The following is a 1,568-nucleotide window of genomic DNA, read 5'->3' as shown; positions in this document are numbered from 1 at the left end:
CATGATAGCCCTTGCCGCCGGAGGTCTTGACCAGGTTCGGCAGCGACAGCTCGTCGAGCTGCTTGCGGATGTCGAGCGCCGCCTCGCGCACTTTGGAGATATCGACGCCTTCATCCGGATCGAGGTCGAAGATGATCTGGTCCGGCTTTTCCAGCGCATCGATCGTCGAGCCCCAGATGTGGACCTCGACCACGCCATACTGGACCAGCGCCGCCAGCCCGTCGAAATCCTTGATGTAGAGGATCTGCTCGCCATCGGTCGGATCTTTCATCCTGGCGATCTTGTCGCTCATGCCGGGTGAGGCGTGTTTCTGGAAGAAGCGCTGGCCGTGGACGCCGTCCGGCGCCCGCACGAGGCTCAGCGGCCGGTTGACGACGAACGGCTCCATGCGCGGCCACACCAGCGCGTAGTGGTCGAGCAGGTCCTGTTTCGAAACCTTCTCGTCGGGCCACAGCAGCTTATCGGGATGAGAGAGTTTTATCGATGTCTTCGCCGTTCCGGCCGAAGGCTTTGAGGGCGTCTTTGCGCCCGGCTTTGGCTGGCTCTCGGCCTTTTTCGGCTTTTCCTGCACGACTTCCTCCGCCGGCTTGTCCTCGCGCAGCCCCTGGAACGAGGCGTGGCGGATTATACGGTCGGATGTCCAGCTGCGGAACTCCACCTCGCCGACAAGCTCGGGCTTGACGAAAGTGAGCCCCTTGCCCTTCGGCACCGCGGCCGAGAAGGGCGATGTCTTCGCCTCGAGGCGATCGAGCTTCTTTTTCAGATCCGTCATCACCTTGCCGGAAAAGCCGGTGCCGACACGGCCGGCATAGTGCAGCTTGCCGCCCTCATTGAAGCCGACCAGCAGCGAGCGCAGGCCGCGGCCCGTCTTGTCCGAAGGCAGATAGCCGCCGATGACGAATTCCTGCCTGAGCGTGCATTTCGACTTGATCCAGGTGAGGCCGCGCCCGCTGCGATAGGGCGCATCGGCGCGCTTCGACACCACCCCTTCCAGACCCATGCGGCAGACATGCTGCAGCATGACCTTGCCGGGCTCGTGGAAATGGTCGCTGAAGCGCAGCGCCGAATTTTCGGGCTGCCGGCCCAGCAGTTCGGCCAGCGCCTGCTTGCGTTCGACCAGCGGCTCGCGGCGCAGATCCTCGCCGTCGAGCCGCATCAGGTCGAACACATAATAGATGAAGCGGTCGGCGCGGCGGGCCGAGAGATCCGCCTGCAGCAGCGGGAAGGACGACACGCCGCTGTCGGCCAGCACTACGACCTCGCCGTCGATGATGGCATCGCGGCATTTCAATTTGGCCAGCGCGGCGGTGACCGGCCCCTCGAACTTCCCGGTCCAGTCGAGGCCGGCGCGGGTGAGCAGCCTGACCTCGCTGCCTTCGATCTGCGCCTGCATGCGATAGCCGTCGAATTTCACTTCATGCAGCCAGTCGTCGCCGGTGGGCGCTTCCTTCTCCAGCGTCGCCAGCTGCGGTTCGATGAATTCGAGCCGCCGGGCCTGGCCGGCCTTGGCTTTGGCAGGCCTGTCCGATTGCCAGACTTTCGGTGTCTGCCCCTTGGCCGCCTTGCCT

At 64.3% G+C, this 1,568-nt stretch carries 1 protein-coding gene; it reads right to left on the bottom strand.

Annotated features, from left to right (window positions below; translation table 11 throughout):
• Positions 1–1,568: DNA ligase D (gene ligD / locus EOA27_RS35830; protein WP_127258655.1), on the bottom strand; the 1,568-nt coding region annotated here is incomplete at both ends.

The sequence above is a fragment of the Mesorhizobium sp. M2A.F.Ca.ET.037.01.1.1 genome (assembly GCF_003998075.1).
Taxonomy (GTDB): Bacteria; Pseudomonadota; Alphaproteobacteria; order Rhizobiales; family Rhizobiaceae; genus Mesorhizobium.
Note: the sequence above shows the minus strand (reverse complement) of the source record. Positions and strands in the feature narration are given on the sequence as shown.